Annotated in this window: 19 protein-coding genes; 10 read left to right on the forward strand and 9 right to left on the reverse strand. The window is 63.1% G+C overall.

The window, feature by feature from the left end:
• Positions 1-59 precede the first annotated feature (59 nt).
• Genes NSO95_RS11050 through NSO95_RS11060 form a run of 3 tightly spaced genes read right to left on the reverse strand, consistent with a single transcriptional unit; the run spans position 60 to position 2628 of the window.
• Entirely contained in the window at positions 60-530 is a 471-nt protein-coding gene (locus NSO95_RS11050; protein ID WP_257596294.1) for a DUF2497 domain-containing protein, read from the reverse strand.
• A gap of 26 nt (positions 531-556) precedes the next feature.
• Positions 557-2047, reverse strand: coding sequence for a TolC family outer membrane protein (locus NSO95_RS11055; RefSeq protein ID WP_257596295.1), 1491 nt, complete (start codon positions 2045-2047; stop codon positions 557-559).
• Between the two features lie 2 nt (positions 2048-2049).
• Entirely contained in the window at positions 2050-2628 is a 579-nt protein-coding gene (locus tag NSO95_RS11060) for a protein-L-isoaspartate O-methyltransferase family protein (RefSeq protein ID WP_257596296.1), read from the reverse strand.
• A gap of 145 nt (positions 2629-2773) precedes the next feature.
• On the opposite strand from NSO95_RS11060, the gene NSO95_RS11065 reads away from it, so the two are divergent.
• From NSO95_RS11065 to NSO95_RS11075, 3 genes are all read left to right on the forward strand, one after another.
• Complete coding sequence (locus NSO95_RS11065; protein ID WP_257596298.1) at positions 2774-4297, forward strand: fumarate hydratase; 1524 nt, start codon at positions 2774-2776, stop codon at positions 4295-4297.
• Positions 4298-4408: 111 nt separating this feature from the next.
• On the forward strand, positions 4409-5668 hold the full coding sequence (locus NSO95_RS11070) for a sensor histidine kinase (RefSeq protein ID WP_257596299.1): 1260 nt from the start codon (positions 4409-4411) through the stop codon (positions 5666-5668).
• Complete coding sequence (locus tag NSO95_RS11075; RefSeq protein ID WP_257596300.1) at positions 5661-6416, forward strand: LytR/AlgR family response regulator transcription factor; 756 nt, start codon at positions 5661-5663, stop codon at positions 6414-6416. Before NSO95_RS11070 ends, NSO95_RS11075 begins: the two co-directional genes overlap by 8 nt.
• Positions 6417-6546: 130 nt before the next feature.
• On the opposite strand, the gene NSO95_RS11080 is transcribed toward NSO95_RS11075, so the two are convergent.
• Entirely contained in the window at positions 6547-6846 is a 300-nt protein-coding gene (locus NSO95_RS11080; protein ID WP_257596301.1) for a UrcA family protein, read from the reverse strand.
• 210 nt (positions 6847-7056) lie between these two features.
• Between NSO95_RS11080 and NSO95_RS11085 the strand changes: the two genes are divergently transcribed.
• The 3 genes from NSO95_RS11085 to NSO95_RS11095 are packed head-to-tail and all read left to right on the forward strand — an operon-like array spanning position 7057 to position 9073.
• Positions 7057-7323: a hypothetical protein gene (locus NSO95_RS11085; RefSeq protein WP_257596302.1), complete on the forward strand. Its 267-nt coding sequence runs from the start codon at positions 7057-7059 to the stop codon at positions 7321-7323.
• Between the two features lie 45 nt (positions 7324-7368).
• Positions 7369-8223, forward strand: a complete 855-nt coding sequence (locus tag NSO95_RS11090) for an acylglycerol kinase family protein (protein ID WP_257596303.1) — start codon at positions 7369-7371, stop codon at positions 8221-8223.
• Positions 8216-9073 (forward strand): metallophosphoesterase family protein, encoded by an 858-nt coding sequence (locus NSO95_RS11095; protein ID WP_257596304.1) that lies wholly within the window; start codon positions 8216-8218, stop codon positions 9071-9073. Before NSO95_RS11090 ends, NSO95_RS11095 begins: the two co-directional genes overlap by 8 nt.
• Before the next feature lie 122 nt (positions 9074-9195).
• Here NSO95_RS11095 and rpsI read toward each other — a convergent pair whose 3' ends face one another.
• From rpsI to NSO95_RS11120, 5 genes are all read right to left on the reverse strand, one after another.
• Positions 9196-9723 carry a 30S ribosomal protein S9 gene (gene rpsI / locus NSO95_RS11100; RefSeq protein WP_257596305.1) on the reverse strand — a complete coding sequence of 176 codons (528 nt, stop codon included), beginning with the start codon at positions 9721-9723 and terminating at the stop codon, positions 9196-9198.
• Complete coding sequence (gene rplM / locus NSO95_RS11105; protein WP_257596306.1) at positions 9723-10202, reverse strand: 50S ribosomal protein L13; 480 nt, start codon at positions 10200-10202, stop codon at positions 9723-9725. The genes rpsI and rplM overlap by 1 nt, the downstream gene beginning before the upstream one ends.
• 194 nt (positions 10203-10396) lie before the next feature.
• The gene (locus tag NSO95_RS11110) at positions 10397-10957 is read right to left on the reverse strand and encodes a hypothetical protein (RefSeq protein ID WP_257596307.1); all 561 of its coding nucleotides are present in this window, start codon (positions 10955-10957) and stop codon (positions 10397-10399) included.
• Between the two features lie 180 nt (positions 10958-11137).
• Positions 11138-11455 carry a divalent-cation tolerance protein CutA gene (gene cutA, locus NSO95_RS11115; RefSeq protein ID WP_257596308.1) on the reverse strand — a complete coding sequence of 106 codons (318 nt, stop codon included), beginning with the start codon at positions 11453-11455 and terminating at the stop codon, positions 11138-11140.
• Positions 11452-12513: a COX15/CtaA family protein gene (locus NSO95_RS11120; protein WP_257596309.1), complete on the reverse strand. Its 1062-nt coding sequence runs from the start codon at positions 12511-12513 to the stop codon at positions 11452-11454. Before NSO95_RS11120 ends, cutA begins: the two co-directional genes overlap by 4 nt.
• An 83-nt stretch (positions 12514-12596) precedes the next feature.
• On the opposite strand from NSO95_RS11120, the gene NSO95_RS11125 reads away from it, so the two are divergent.
• Genes NSO95_RS11125 through NSO95_RS11145 form a run of 4 tightly spaced genes read left to right on the forward strand, consistent with a single transcriptional unit; the run spans position 12597 to position 15307 of the window.
• Positions 12597-12980 (forward strand): MerC domain-containing protein, encoded by a 384-nt coding sequence (locus NSO95_RS11125; protein ID WP_257596310.1) that lies wholly within the window; start codon positions 12597-12599, stop codon positions 12978-12980.
• Positions 12981-12996: 16 nt separating this feature from the next.
• Complete coding sequence (gene thiS, locus NSO95_RS11135; protein WP_301332599.1) at positions 12997-13974, forward strand: sulfur carrier protein ThiS; 978 nt, start codon at positions 12997-12999, stop codon at positions 13972-13974.
• Positions 13975-14030: 56 nt separating this feature from the next.
• Positions 14031-14720, forward strand: a complete 690-nt coding sequence (gene gntA, locus NSO95_RS11140) for a guanitoxin biosynthesis heme-dependent pre-guanitoxin N-hydroxylase GntA (RefSeq protein WP_257596312.1) — start codon at positions 14031-14033, stop codon at positions 14718-14720.
• Positions 14717-15307, forward strand: coding sequence for an urea carboxylase-associated family protein (locus NSO95_RS11145; RefSeq protein WP_257596313.1), 591 nt, complete (start codon positions 14717-14719; stop codon positions 15305-15307). Before gntA ends, NSO95_RS11145 begins: the two co-directional genes overlap by 4 nt.
• Positions 15308-15459: the final 152 nt, after the last annotated feature.

Genomic DNA, 15459 nt, shown 5'->3' on the forward strand with positions numbered 1-15459 from the left:
GGAAGGACTACATCCCCAGCGCCTCGACGCAAGGATTTTGCCGGTGAACGAGGAGAGACCTAGCCCTTCTTGCCGGCGATGCGGGCAATCTCCGCCCGTACCATGTCCTCGACCATTCCCGGAAGATTGGCATCGAGCCACTCGGCCAGCATCGGGCGGAGGAGTTCGCGCGCCAATCCTTCGAGCGAGGTCTCCCCCGAACGGACGATCTGCGGCGGCACGCCGGGTTCGGCCAGCATGGCAAGTGCGGCGAGATTCTCGCGCATCGCTTTGCGTGCTTCGGCATTGACCAGAGCTTCCATTGTCGAATCGTCATCGTCGACATCTGCTTCGGAAACGAAGTCGGCGGCGCCCAGATCGAGAATTTCGTCAGCTTCCTCGTCGCTCGCCGGCTCGGGCAAACGCTCGACCACACCTTCGACCTCGCGCCGCTGGCGTACAGACGCCGCGCCCGCACGATTGTCGCGCGCGATGACCTTTTTGATCGATTCGAGAATTTCCTCGACCGAAGCCTCGCTGTCCTGACGCATCCTATCAAGCCCCCGCCATGCTCAGCCTATTGGCCAGGCAGTGATTCACTCGCAGGGATTTCAGCGGTCGGTGCCGGAATGTCAACGGTCCGCGTGGTCTTGGCGACCGGGTCGGGATCGCGATCCCAGTCCCAGATGCTACCGTTCACGCGATCGTAGTTGACCACCGGGTCATAAAGAACGCCTTCACCATCCAGCCCCAGATCGCGCGCCTCTGCGCGGCCCATCGCGGCGAGCAGGCTGAAGCCGGCAACATAGGCGTTGCGCCGTGCGGTCACCAGCTGGACCCGAGCAGAAAGCAGCTCCTGCTCGGCATTCAGGACATCGAGGATGGTCCGATTGCCGATCGAGTTCTCCGCCCGCACCCCTTCGAGGCTAAGCTCGGCGGCGGATACCGCAGTCTGTGAACTCTCGACAATCGCCAGCGCCGCCTGCCAGCTTGAATAGGATGCGCGCACCTGAGCGATCACGTCGCGCTCGGCGGCGATGACCTGCTCGAATGCTGCCGAGGCGCGAGCTTGAGCCTGGCGCTGGAGTGCTGCAGGCCGCCCGCCCTGAAACAGGGGGATGCGGAGCGAAATGCCGGCCTGCGCTGCCGTTGCCGTCTGGTCGCTTGGAACGAGCGGACTGGTCGGATCGGTCGGGTCAAGCGGCCCGTCGGCGACGCTGCCCAGCGTGTTCTGGTAATCGTAGCCGGCAAAAACCGAAAGCCGCGGCAATCGTTGCGATCCTGCAACGTCGATATCGTAACCCGCCGCCTGCGCTCGCTCGCGCGCTGCGATGATGTCGGGGTTGTTCTCCAGCGCGTAGTCGACAGCGTCGTCCGGGCTCGCCGGGAGGCCGGGCAAGGGCGGTGGAGGCTGCAGATCGGCGGGTGCCTTGCCGACCAGCGCGATATAATCCTCGCGCGCGGCTATCAACGCAGCCTCACTGCTCCGCAGATCGCCTTCAGCCAAGGCAAGCCTGGATTGCGACTGTGCGATGTCGGTCCTGGTCAGATCGCCGATCTCGAACCGGTCGGAGGTCGCCTCCAGGTTGACGGTCAACACCGATACCTGGTTCTGCGACAAGCCGACCAGCGCCTGCGCGCGCAGGATATCCATATAGGCTGCGACCACCTGCGTGAAGATCGCGCTTTCGACCCCGCGCAAATCGGCCCGGCCCGCTGCGACACGCTCCTCAGCCGCCTTGACCGAGTTGCGCACGGCACCGCCCGAATAGATCGGGACATTGAGATCCAGCCCGGCGGTGAGGACCCGCTTGGGCGTGAAGAAACTGGTGTTGTTCTGGCGCAGGAATTCGGTCAGCGCGCCCGATCCTTCGACCGAAGGCAGACCGGCAGACCGCTCGATCTGGACATTCTCGTCGGTCGCCCTCTGCTGTGCGCGAGCACCCTCAAGCGTGGGATTGTTTACGTAAGCCCCGGTCAGCGCCTCGCGCAGTGTGTCCGCCTGCGCCGGTGCGGCGACGCAGGCTGCGCCTGCCAGCAGTGCGGCGAAGCTTCCCCGGATAGACATGATCAGAAGCTCCAGGCCTTCGGCTTGTCGAACTCGGTCAACCGCGGAATGCCGATTTCCGCCAGCGACAGCAAAGCCACATCGCCTGCCGACCGGCGACCGATCGCGAGGCGGGTCACGCTATTTGTCACCGTGCCGGTCACGATCCGGCCACCTTCTTCGAGCCGGTCGGCCAGTCCCGCCGGGACATGCTCGATCGCGCCATCGACCAGTACCAGCGAATAGGCCTTGCGCTTGCGCGACTTTGTCACCGCAGCGTCCGGTGCGATAACATCGACCGAAGCGACCAAAGGCTCGACCAGCGCTGCAAAATAGCCGCTGCCGGCGTCGACGACGAGGACGCTGTCATCAGGCTTGGGTTGCGACTCCGCGAGCGCCATTCCGTAGAACAGGGGCGCGGCGATGCGGCGGCCGTTGTCGAGCGGAAGCGCACGGTCGATATAGGCCACCCCGCGAGAGCCAGCGGGGACGAAATCCTCCCGCGCCACGGCAGCCATGCGGGCGAGCACGAAATCCTCGTTCACCCCGCTGGTACGCAGCTGGCTGTCGATCATCGCACGGCGGGCAGTCTCGAATTCCATCACACTCATGTGTATTACACCAATAACACAGCGGGTCAATTGCCTTGGGCCATAAGCGTTTGCAGGCAAAGGGCCAAGTTCTTTGACGGTAGGGGTGTGGCGGTTCTAAAGAAGGTCGCAATCGACCGGAAGGAGTGGGGATTCGATGAGCGACATGACGGTGATCCGCGAAAGCGACCTGATCGAAAGCGTGTGCGATGCGCTCCAGTTCATCTCCTACTACCACCCGATGGACTATATCCGAGCGCTCGGCAAAGCCTACGAAGCGGAGCAAGGGCCAGCTGCGAAGGATGCCATTGCGCAAATCCTCACCAACAGCCGGATGTGTGCCGAAGGGCATCGCCCGATCTGCCAGGACACGGGCATCGTCAATGTGTTCGTCAAATGGGGTCAGAACTGTCGCCTCGACTCGGCGATGAGCCTGCAGGATGTGGTCGATGAGGGTGTGCGCCGCGCCTACAATCACCCGGAAAACAAGCTGCGCGCCTCGATCCTCGCCGATCCGGCGTTCACCCGCCGCAACACGCGCGACAATACGCCCTGCGTACTTTCGGTCGAGATGGTCCCCGGTGACGAGGTTTCGATCGATGTGGCGGCCAAGGGCGGGGGGAGCGAGAACAAGTCGAAGTTCAAGATGATGAACCCGAGCGACAATATCGTCGACTGGGTGATCGAACAGATTCCGTCGATGGGTGCCGGCTGGTGCCCCCCTGGGATGCTCGGCATCGGCATCGGCGGCACGGCGGAGCATTGCATGAAGCTCGCCAAGCTTTCGCTGATGGAGCCGATCGACATGGCGCAGCTCAAGCAGCGCGGTGCGCAAAGCGATCTCGAGCAGCTGCGGATCGACATCTTCGATGCCGTCAATGCGCAGGGCGTCGGCGCACAGGGGCTGGGCGGGCTATCGACCGTGCTCGACGTCAAGATCCTCGACGCGCCGTGCCATGCGGCGGGCAAGCCGGTGGCGATGATCCCCAATTGTGCGGCGACGCGCCACGCGCATTTCACGCTCGACGGCACCGGCCCGGCCTATCTCGAACCCCCCAAGCTCGATGAATGGCCCGATGTGCACTGGCAGCCCGACAGCGCGGCAAAGCGAGTCGATCTCGACCATCTCACACAGGAAGAGGTCGAAAGTTGGCAGCACGGCGACCGCCTGCTGCTTTCGGGCAGGATGCTGACCGGGCGCGACGCTGCGCACAAGCGCATCCAGGACATGCTGGCCAAGGGCGAGGAGCTGCCAGTCGATTTCAGGGATCGCGCGATCTATTACGTCGGCCCGGTCGATCCGGTGATGGGCGAAGTTGTCGGCCCGGCTGGCCCCACCACCGCCACACGGATGGACAAGTTCACCGAGATGATGCTCGACCTCGGCCTGCTGGCGATGATCGGCAAGGCCGAGCGAGGTGCCGACGCGGTCGAGGTGATCAGCCGGTTCAAGGTCGCTTATCTGATGGCCACCGGCGGCGCAGCCTATCTCGTCGCGCGCGCGATCAAGGAAGCCAAGGTGGTCGGCTTCGAGGATCTGGGCATGGAAGCAATCTACGAATTCACCGTCGAGAACATGCCGGTCACCGTCGCCGTCGATGCACGGGGCAACAACGTCCACAAGCTGGCTCCTGCACAATGGAAAAAGCGCATCGCCGAGGAGCATTTGCTGGCCGACTGAAATCTGCCCACTTGCTGAACGCGTGCCGCCGTCGATCCTCGACGAACGGACGAGTCGCTCCGACCGTGGCGCTGGCCCTCACGCGACCCGCAGGATAGAAGCGAGCCCATAATGGCGCGTGAACCCCAGATTAACGAGGATCCGACGCTTTCGCTGCGTACGGTTCTCCTTTCGGTCGTCGGCCTGTGGCTGGCTTATTTCCTGCTCACCTCATTGCGCGGGATGATCCTGTCCTACGAGCTGCAGCAGGCTTTCGGACTCGATCTCCAGAATGAGATGCTGTGGCGGCGCGTCATCGTCTGTCTCGGGGGGGCGGCTGTCACACTTGTATTGTGGCTCCTGCTCCGGCTGTTCGATATGAAGCCGATGTGGATCAAGGTCATCGCGGCCCTGATCCTTGCATTGCCAGCGGCGGCGCTCTTCGCGCAGATCAACGAGACCATGTTCGCTCCCGTTCAGGCGCAGATCAATGCCAGGCTGGAAGCGGAGGGTTACGGTCAATTCGGGCGCCAGGACACCGGCAGCGTGCTGGACGATGTCGCGACCCGCACCGATCCGCGAGACGGCGAAGGCGAGGACCCCAGCGACAGGGTCCGACAGGCTCCGGCCCAGAACTCGATGGCTGCGCAAATGGAATCGTTCCGCTGGCTTGGTCTGCTCGACATGGCTGTCAGCCGCTACTTCCTCTTCCTTGCCTGGGCGGCGCTCTATCACGCGATGTTTACCGGCTCGCTGGCGCGTGCCGCCGAACGGCGCGGCGAGCGGTTCCGCACCGCGGCCAAGGCGGCGGAGCTGCGCAGCCTGCGGTATCAGGTCAATCCGCACTTCCTGTTCAATTCTCTCAACTCGCTCAGCGCACTGGTCATGACCGGCAAGCCGGACCGCGCCGAGGCAATGATCCAGGCGCTGAGCAATTTCTACCGCCACAGCCTTGCCAACGAGCCGACCGCCTTCGTCGCGCTGGAAGACGAGTTCTCGCTCCAGCAGCACTATCTCGAAATCGAATCCGTGCGTTTTCCAGAGCGTCTCATACCGGTGTTCGAACTGCCCCCTGAATTGGCGGCTGCGCGGATTCCGGGCATGATCCTCCAGCCGCTGGTCGAGAATTCGGTCAAATACGGTGTCGCCGGAACGAACCGGCCGGTCACCGTCAAGGTGTCCGCCAGGGAAGACTATGGCCGCCTGGCGATCACCGTGTGTGACGATGGCCCGGGCGCAAAAGGCCTTGGCGAGCCGGGCTTCGGGATCGGGCTTACCAATGTGCGCGACCGGCTCGAGGCGCTTTACGGCAAGGACGCAAACATCACTTCGGGGCCGACCGACATCGGCTATTGTACGGAAATCCGCTTGCCCTTGAGGACCCATGGCTGAGCCTGAAACCATCGAGACACTGCGCACATTGATCGTCGACGATGAACCGCTGGCGGTCGAGCGAATGCAAGTCATTTGCGCAAGGCTAGAGAACCTGTCCGTCGTCGGAACTGCCAATGACGGGGCGGCCGCTCTGCGGCTGGTCGATGCTCTCTCGCCCGATCTGCTGTTACTCGATATGACCATGCCAGAAGTCGACGGCCTCTCTGTGGCGCGCAAGCTTGCCAAGCGCGAGCGTCGCCCCGCTGTCATTTTCGTCACCGCGCACGACCACTTCGCGGTCGAGGCGTTCGACCTCGATGCGGTCGACTATGTCTTGAAGCCGGTTGCGCCCGACCGACTCGAGCGCGCGATCGACCGCGCGCTTACCCGGCGCGGCGAAACCATCGGCAAGTCGAGCGAGTGGCTGACCGAATTGTGGGTTCCCCATCGATCGGAGCTGATCCGGATCGACGTAAACCAGGTCAACCGGATCGATGCCGAGCGTGATTATGTGCGGCTCTATGTTGCGACCCCCGATGATGCCGGACGGACCTACCTGCTGTTGCAGACCATCGCCGGGCTCGAGCAGCGGCTCGATCCTTCCGAGTTTATCCGCATTCACCGCTCGACGATCCTGCGGCGCGAAGCAATCAGCGGACTCCGCCATGACGGTTTGGGGGTGTGGTCGGTCGAAATGAAGGACGGGGAATCGCTGCGGATCGGCCGCACCTATCTGGGTAAGGTCAAGGCGATGGCCGGGCGGTGATCCGCTCTACTTGTACCAGTTGTGAGGCTGACAAAAGAAGGCCCGGACCGGGGGACTGAACCGGTCCGGGCCTATCCGCTGCGCTTGTCTTCGGGGTGGCGCAGCGTTGTCGCCCTGGGGGGCGATGCGATCAGCCGCCGAGGCGGGTGTCGCCGATACGCGCTGCGACCTGCCGGGTCGCATCATTGACTGCTTGCTTGTAGCACTGTTCGGCTTCGCGGGTGCGAATGCGCGATCCCGGAACCTCTTGATGATATCCGCACACGCGCTTGGCCGCGACATTGATGCGGGTTTCGAGTGACTTCTGTCCGGCCGCAGAGGTCAGATCGAGGTCGGCATAGCTCACGAAGAGCGATTCTGCGTGAGCCGGGATGGCAATTGTGCCGACTGCCATGGCCATCGCGATGCTCGCAATGAGAGTTCGGGTCATATCGTTTCCTCCACAGTCAGTGCCGGTTCGACAGGGGGATCGAATGGCCTGCTGTGCATTCTTCAATGCCCGCGACGCACGATCCTTTCAGCAAAGCTTCGATTACGAGCGTGATTGATACGACCACAGGCAACAACGGCAGACAGACGCCGCATTCCGCCCGACCGGCGGCCATTGGCAATCGACGAGCGATTATGCGAGAGTGAAACAATGGCTCTGGTCATCATCTTCCTATTCGGGATCGGCAATTTTGCGGTTCACCGCGCGGTGATGGAGAGCGGGCATCCACTGCTGGGGCAGATCGCCTTCCGGGCTCAGGGGCTTGGCCGCCGGATCGCGTTCGTCAGCGAACTGCTGATCCTCATTGCTGCTCTGGCGCTCGCGCTGAACGGATATCCGGCTGTCGTCTGGGCTTACGGCATCTATTCACTGCTCAATATCGGTTCTGCGTGGCTGATCCTGACTGGCCGGATATAGCTAGACCGATCAGGAACCAGTCCATGGTTCGGTGCTTGATGGTTCATGCCAACCCCCACTCCGATCTGGCTGGTCGCCAACGCTGCAAGCGGTAGTAACAGCGAAGCAGCTGTCGAAGCGCTGCACTCGGACCTTGAAGCCAATAATTTCGAGGTTCGGCGAACGATAGCATTTCCCGACGATGCCTTGCCGAATGCTGGCGATCTGGATGCGGCGGGGATCGATATGCTCGCCGTGTTTACCGGTGACGGCACGGTAAATGCGCTGCTGACCGCGCTTTATGGCTGGGCTGGCGCCGTTCTGGTGTTACCCGGCGGGACGATGAACCTGCTGAGCTTGCGATTGCACGGCAAAGCGGAGGTTGGCGAGATTCTTTCCTGTGTTGCGCGAAATGGTGCGAGGCGTGTTCGACCCAAAGTTGCCCGCTGCAGTGCGGGAGATGCCTTTGCCGGATTGCTGGTTGGCCCCGGCACATGTTGGAGCAGTGTGCGCGAAGCGATGCGCACGGCAGATGTGGTGGGTGTACTTCAGGGCGCAGCGGAAGCCATCTCCCAGACCCTTGATGGCCCGCCGGTCAAGCTTCTCGATCCCCCTGTAGGCATGGATGATGGTTATCCCCTGATGGAAATAACGCCGACCGAACTCGGCCTGGCGGCCAGCGGCTTCCATGCCCGGACCACAACCGACATGGTGTCGCAAAGCTGGGCCTTGATGCGCAGGCGCTTTCGCGAAGGTCCGCACGATCGCCTCGGGCTGTTTGGGCAGATGCGGTTAGGTGCCGTCGATGCATGCAATTTTCCGGTGCTGATCGACGGTGAGCCGCAGGAGCTTGCTTCACCGGCCAACTTCGCGCTGGTCGAGTGCGAGGTCGACCTGCTAGCGATCGGCAGCGATGGCTGACCGGACCCTCATTTTTCACTTCAGCGACATTCATTTCGGCCTCGAAAGCAATCGCGCACTTTGTTGGGCGGAGGAGCAGATTGCCCGATGCCGGCCCGATGCGGTCGTCATTACCGGCGATCTCACAATGCGGGCACGGCACCGCGAGTTTGCGGCGGCGACCCAATGGATCAATGCGCTCGATGTTCCTGTCAGCGTGGGCGTCGGCAATCACGACCTGCCCTATTTCAACCTTTTCGAGCGGTTCTTCACACCCTATCGGCGGTTTCGCGGCATGGCGGAAAAGGTCGAGCGCGAGATCGACCTGCCCCAACTGTCGGTCATCCCGCTCAAGACTGCGGTGCGTGCCCAGCCACGCTTCAATTGGTCGAAAGGCTGGGTAACCGACAGGGCGTTGCGCAAGTGCCTCGCCGCAATCGATGCCTTGCCAGCGGGCCGGCAAGCTCTGGTGGCGGTCCATCATCCACTACGAGAAGTGGGGACCGAGGGCACCGCGCTGACCAGGAACGGCATGAAGGCGTTGCGTGCATTGGCGACGCGGCCGGTTCTGGCCGTCCTTTCCGGCCATGTGCACGACGCTTTCGATATACAGGAGGAAACCCCGGATGGTCCGGTCAGGATGATCGGGGCGGGAACGCTGTCGAAACGCACCCGATCGACACCGCCGAGTTTCAACGAGCTGCGGTGGGAAAATGGCGCGCTGGAGGTATCCGTTCGAAACCTCGAGGATGCGGAAACCTTGGCCATGCAGGTCGACGACATCCCGCCTGATGCGATGCCGCCGCGCGTTCCAGGCTCACCGGTCGCACCGATCGGCCGGGTGCCACGGGTCGACCCCCCGGTCCATTAGCTTCGCCGGTCATCCGGATGGCCCGTAGTCTTGCGCGAATGCTGTCCCGAAGCAGCCGCACAAAGACGAAGGGCGGCTCCTTGCGGAACCGCCCTCGATAGTTTGTCCCAGAATGGAGAAGCTTAGCGCTTCGAGAACTGGAAGCTGCGGCGTGCCTTGGCGCGCCCGTATTTCTTGCGCTCGACCACGCGGCTGTCACGGGTCAGGAACCCTGCGGCCTTGACCGTGGCGCGGAGAGCGGGCTCGTATTTGGTGAGCGCCTGCGAAATGCCGTGCTTCACCGCCCCGGCCTGACCCGAAAGTCCGCCGCCCTTGACGGTCGCAATGACGTCATACTGGCCGGCACGATCGGTGATCGCGAAGGGCTGGTTGATGATCAGGCGCAGCGTCGGACGGGCGAAATAGACTTCCTGCTCCCGTCCGTTGACGATGATCTTGCCGGTGCCGGGCTTGAGCCAGACGCGGGCGACCGCATCCTTGCGGCGACCCGTGGCGTAGGCCCGGCCCTGCTTGTCGAGCTCCTGCTCGCGCAGCGGGGCGGTCGACACGGCGACCGCCGCGGCGTCGGCCTGCGGTGCGTCGGCAGCGATGTCCTTGAGGTCCGACAGGTCGGACACAGTGTTCTTCGAGCCAGTGTCTTCGGGGGCCATTATGCGGTAGCCTTGTTCTTGCGGTTCATCGAGGCAACGTCGAGCACTTCGGGCTTCTGGCCGTCATGCGGGTGCTCGGTGCCGGCATAGAGGTGCAGCGCCTTCATCTGCTGGCGGCCGAGCGGGCCGCGCGGAATCATGCGTTCGACGGCCTTTTCGAGCACGCGCTCGGGGAAGCGGCCTTCGAGCACCTTGGCGGGGCTGATTTCCTTGATCCCGCCGGCGTAACCGGTGTGCTTGTAATAGCGCTTGTCCTGCAGCTTGCGACCGGTGAACGCCACCTTGTCGGCGTTGATCACGATAACGTGGTCACCGCAATCGACGTGCGGGGTGAAGCTCGGCTTATGTTTGCCGCGCAGGATGTTGGCGACGATCGAGGCGAGCCGACCGACCACAAGGCCGTCGGCGTCGATCAGGAGCCACTTCTTTTCGACCTCGGCCGGCTTGATCGACCGGGTCGTCTTGGTGAGAGCCTTCATGGCTGGTTGTTCCGTTCCTGTGTTGCAATTCAACCGGACAGGTTTCGAGAATACGCATCCGGTGAAGAATCGGGGGGCCGACCGTCGCCGGACCCGCAAAGCGAGGGCCATCTGTTCGTTCAGAGGCTGGAAGTCAAGCGAAACGGGGGGTTTCGAGGGAGGTAAAATAATACCGCGGCCAAAATTGATGAGGTCTACGCCGGGTTTACAACCCAGACTTCGCGCGAATGGAGCGCACTGTCGCCGAGCCTGGTGGCAACCTTCCGCTCGGACCGTGCGAGGCATTCGCCGGCTTGGTCGAGGGAAGCAGCGAACGAAACCTCGAGCGTCCCACCCAGGCCGCCGTCCAGCGAGATGTCACGTTGGTCGGTAAAATCCAGAATCCGCGGCAGAAGAAAGTCATCCGGCAAGCGGTTGATGCTCTGACTTGCAGTGTGATGCAGTCGGCGCAGGAACGCAGTAGCCGCCTGTTTGTCGCCACCATCGAGTTGGCTGGCTTCGATCATCGCACCTGCCTGCGCGAGGGCGAAGCGCAAGGCGTTCTCCGACGTCTCCCCGCCCTGATCGACGATCAGCCCGCTGTCACTGAGCATCAGCGGCAGGAACCCTGCCTCAACCCTATTGCGCTCGATATCGGCCAGCGCTTGCAGGTTGCTTGGTGCCTCGACCGCTACGCTGACTTGAGACCCTTCGAGCCGATATCCTCGCCCCAGCGGAGCGAAAACCACCGACCACTCCCGCGTGACGGCGATCATCGCTCCATCCGACAGCGCCCGTTCGATCCGGCGGCTCAAGCGATAGGGGGTGGACGCAACACGAAACCTGCGCTCGTCTTGCGCCAGCAGGGGAGCCGGACCCAGCGACGCGCAGGCTGCCAGAGCCCCCAGCCCGGCGACCGCGCTACGCCGATCGAATGGTTCCATATCCCGACCCCGTCATGCGCCGCCCGAAAGCCTGGCGAGCCATTCACCGGTTGCGACCCCGACAGATTTGCCCTGCCAGCCGATAATGGCGGGTGATTCGTAAGGATGCAATTGCTCGATACGGGCAACAGCGTCGTCGAGCAGGTCGGCATGGGTCTTGAACAGCACGCCGACCTCAGCCGCTTCGGAGATCTCGCCCTGCCATTCGAAGATTGAAACGACACAGGGAACGATGTTTGCGCAAGCAATCAGCTTCTCTTCCAGCAGCGCCTTTGCGACGGCGCGCGCCTGATCCGGATCGGCGAACGGACTCCAGATCAGCGCGCTCAAACCTTGCGCCCCAACACATGCATCCCCCAAGCGGTCACGGCGACCAGTATCGCGCCGACAGCCTGATGCGCAACTGCGATCCACAGGTCGACACCGGTCACCACCGTCGCGATGCCCAGCAGAATCTGGATGCCAAACGCGGAATGGATCGCGATTGAAGCGCGTCGGTCGAACGGACGCAGCCTGCGGCCCAGCCAGACGAGCGCGGCCACCGTCACCCAGGCCCACCATCGATGGAGGAAGTGGATCAGGAACGGATCGTGCGCCGCCGCCCACCAGAACCCGCGCGTCGTATCATACTCGGGAATAAAACGCCCTTGCATCAACGGCCATGTGTCCGAGGCCAGCCCGGCATTGAGCCCCGCGACCCAGGCACCGAGCAGCAGCTGGAGAAAGAGTACCAACGCAACCACCATCGAAACGCGATTGAAACGGGCGGGCCGGGCATCGGGAATGTCCGCCAGTCGCCGCAGGTCGAGCGCGGTCCAGACCAGCCCGCCGAGAGTGAACAGGGCGGTGAGCAGGTGGATCGAAAGCCAGAAATGGCTGACGTCGGTCATCTGCCCGGAAAGGCCCGAGCGGACCATGAACCAGCCGAACGCGCCCTGCAGCCCGCCGAGCGCCAGCAGCGCGACCAACCGCGGCTTGTAGCCCTGCGGGATCGCGCCGCGCAGCCAGAACCACGCCAGCGGCAGCGCAAAGGCCACCCCGATCAGCCGGCCCCACAGCCGGTGGAACCATTCCCAGAAGAAAATGAACTTGAAATCCTCCAGGGTCATCCCGGCAGGGCCGGTCACATTGCGATACTCGGGAATCTGCTTGTAGCGCTCGAACTCGGCCATCCAGTCGACCTCGCTCAGCGGCGGTATCGCTCCGGTGACCGGCTTCCATTCGGTGATGGACAGACCCGATTCGGTTAGCCGCGTGATCCCGCCGACGATGACCATCACAACCACCATTGCGGCGACAAACCACAGCCAGGCCGCGATCGGGCGCGGGCGCGCGCGCGTGACATGTGCAGCGGGACGGGCAGCGTCGTCGGTCGCGGTGGCGGTCATGTGGGCCGCAATAGGCCGCAGCTCCGGCTCTACCAAGCCCATATTCCGCAACAGTGCTTGCAGAATGATACACCATCTCATACATGGACGAGGCAATGCGGCGCACCCTTTCCTCGATTCGCATGCGGCTCGACCGCTTCGGCGTGGCCCTCTCGGGGCTATGTGCCGCGCATTGCTTCGCCAGCGTGGTCATCGTCTCGTCGCTCGGTATCGGCGGAGAGATCCTGCTGCACCCGATCATCCACGAAGTTGGCTTGGTGATCGCGCTCGTGGTTGCGGCGGTGGCGATCGGCTGGGGCGCGATCCAGAATCGCCGGCCGGTGCCTTTCGTGATCGCGATGACCGGGCTGTCTTTCATGGGCGGCGCGCTGGCCATGCCGCACGGAATCCACGAGGCGGTGTTGACTGTCATCGGCGTCTGCCTCGTCTCTCTCGGTCACATCCTGAACTTGCGCCACGCGCATTGACCGCTATCTGGCGGGCATGACCCAGCCGATCAGCGTCACCGTCAACGGCGAACCCCGCCGCACCTCCGCCCGCACCGTTGCCGATCTGGTGCGCGAGCTCGGACTCGATCCAGCCAAGGTCGCAGTCGAGCGCAACGGCGAAATCGCCCCCCGCTCGACATTGGAAGACGTCGCGCTCGGCGACGGCGATGTGCTGGAAATTGTGCATTTCGTCGGCGGCGGGCAGGGCGACAGCTGGACCGTCGCGGGCCGGACGTTCACCTCGCGGCTGATCGTCGGCACGGGCAAGTACAAGGATTTCGCGCAGAACGCCGCAGCGGTCGAGGCATCCGGCGCGGAAATCGTCACCGTGGCGGTGCGCCGGGTCAATGTCAGCGACCCCAAGGCGCCGATGCTGACCGACTATATCGATCCTAAGAAAATCACCTACCTGCCCAACACAGCCGGCTGCTTCACGGCCGAGGATGCGATCCGCACGCTTCGGCTGGCGCGCGAGGCGGGCGGCTGGGATCTGGTGAAGCTGGAAGTGCTGGGCGAGGCGCGCACGCTCTACCCCAACATGGTCGAGACGATCCGCGCCTGCGAAGTGCTGGCCAAAGAAGGCTTTCTGCCGATGGTCTATTGCACCGATGATCCGATTGCCGCGAAGCAGCTGGAAGACGCGGGCGCGGTTGCAGTTATGCCTTTGGGTGCACCGATCGGTTCGGGCCTCGGGATTCAGAACCGGGTAACCATCCGCCTGATCGTCGAGGGGGCGAAAGTGCCGGTACTGGTCGACGCGGGCGTTGGTACCGCGAGCGATGCAGCGGTGGCGATGGAACTCGGCTGCGACGGGGTGCTGATGAACACCGCGATTGCCGAGGCGAAGGACCCGATCCGCATGGCACGCGCGATGAAACTGGCGGTCGAGGCTGGGCGCGAGGCTTATCTTTCCGGCCGCATGGCCACGCGTAAGTATGCTGATCCCTCAAGCCCGCTGGCCGGACTGATCTGACATCCTCACGGGCTCGGCACCCGGAACCCTTTGGGCGGATGGTTGGTTTGGCCCCCATGTTGCAAACCGCTACCATAGATCGCCCCGAAACTCTGGACGATCGTTTCCGTGATCACATAAGCGCCGCAAACTTTCCCTGCGTCGGCGCGAAGTCCGCGCTCGCCCGGGGAAGTCTGAAGACAGTGCGCGCACGCAATATCGAGAGTGCCTGGAACGACGTCGAGATTCACGACGAATTGCTCAAATGGGCTTTCGCTTATCGCCGTGAACCCGAGGGCCTGCGCAGCCTTGCCGTCATCTTCGAACAACCCGATGGCCTGTCGGAAGAGCAATTCGAACGCGCCCTGTGGGAACGGCTCCAGTCGCTCGCCGACAAGGACGCCTGGCGCGGCCAGGACTACGACCCGATGGTGAGCGCGGATCCCGAAAGCCCGCATTTCTCGCTCAGTTTCGGCGGAGAGGCCTTCTTCGTCGTCGGCCTGCATCCCGGTGCCTCGCGCCCCGCCCGCCGATTCCCTCACCCGACACTGGTATTCAACCTGCACGACCAGTTCGAACGTTTGCGCGCCGAAGGGCGATACGAGCGGATGCGGGATGTCATCTTGTCGCGCGACAGCGAACTTGCCGGATCGCCCAACCCGATGCTGAAGCGCCACGGTGAAGCCAGTGAGGCGGGTCAATACAGCGGGCGCGTGGTCACCGACGAATGGCAGTGCCCCTTCCGCGATGTGAGGCGCGCTCAATGAACGGCCGCCTCGCACCCCGCAGCGGCGTGGCATTCTCCCTGCGCAAGGGGGAAGTGCTCAAGGTGATCGACCCCGAAGGCGGCCAGGTGAGCGATCTGCTCGCCTTCATGAGCGCAGACACTGCCGAGGTACTCTCCAACGGGCGAACCTTCGACTATGAGGAGACGATCCAGCTGACCACGGGAAACCGGCTGTGGTCGAATCGTTCGAACCCCATGCTGGAGATCGTCGATGATACCGTGGGCCGCCACGATTTTCTCCTGACGCCGTGCAGCGAGGCGACCTTTCGGCATTTCTATCGCGATAAGCCGGTGCATCGCGGATGTTTCGGGAACCTGGCCGAAGCGCTCGCGCCCTATGGTATCGGTCCCGACGCGATTCCCGTCGCCTTCAATATCTTCATGAATGTGCCCGTAGCTGGCAACGGTGCCTTGCGCGTCCTCCCGCCAGAAACGAAGCCCGGCGACCGGATCGCGCTTCTTGCACTCGTGGATTTGGTGATCGGTCTCACCGCCTGCTCCGCCTATGATTCATGCGGCGGGACCTTCAAGCCGATTGACTACGAAATCGAACCCATCGCTGCTTGAGCAGCGCCCAGAAAAAGCTCCACGCAATTTGGTGGACTGCGCCCTAAACTAGGGTCAGGACCTATTAAATCGCTTGCAAGAGGCATGGTTGGTTGATTCAATGGCAGCGTCAAGGAGGCGTTGGCTATGGATTATCCGTATTTGCTGAGCGA

The sequence above is a fragment of the Parerythrobacter lacustris genome (assembly GCF_024626475.1).
Taxonomy (GTDB): domain Bacteria; phylum Pseudomonadota; class Alphaproteobacteria; order Sphingomonadales; family Sphingomonadaceae; genus Parerythrobacter_A; species Parerythrobacter_A lacustris.